General features: G+C 68.2%; 1 protein-coding gene. It reads right to left on the bottom strand.

The window, feature by feature from the left end; all coding sequences use genetic code 11:
- Nucleotides 1-143: 143 nt before the first annotated feature.
- Nucleotides 144-251: a hypothetical protein gene (locus tag JI667_RS23585; RefSeq protein ID WP_368077931.1), complete on the bottom strand. Its 108-nt coding sequence runs from the start codon at nucleotides 249-251 to the stop codon at nucleotides 144-146.
- Between the last annotated feature and the right edge of the window lie 10 nt (nucleotides 252-261).

Here is a 261-nt window from a genome sequence, read left to right as displayed (position 1 = left end):
GAGCCGGTCGATACCGCGACGCTGACCTTCTGCGCCAACCGCGCAGCCTTTGACGAACTGGCCCACGCGCTGGGGGCGTGAACGCAAACGGGGCGGCAGGTGATCCTGCCGCCCCGTCTTTTCATGGTGCCAGTGTCGGCGCGTTAGCCGCGCGGCTCGGCCATCAGGCCCTTGACCAGCGCCCAACACACGAGCAGCAGCACGATGGCGAACGGGAAGCCCGTGGAAACCGCCATCGCCTGTAGCGCCACAAGGCCGCCA

The organism is Bacillus sp. NTK074B (assembly GCF_017303375.1).
Taxonomy (GTDB): Bacteria; Bacillota; Bacilli; order Bacillales; family Bacillaceae_B; genus Rossellomorea.
This window is presented reverse-complemented; position numbering and strand designations above follow the sequence as displayed.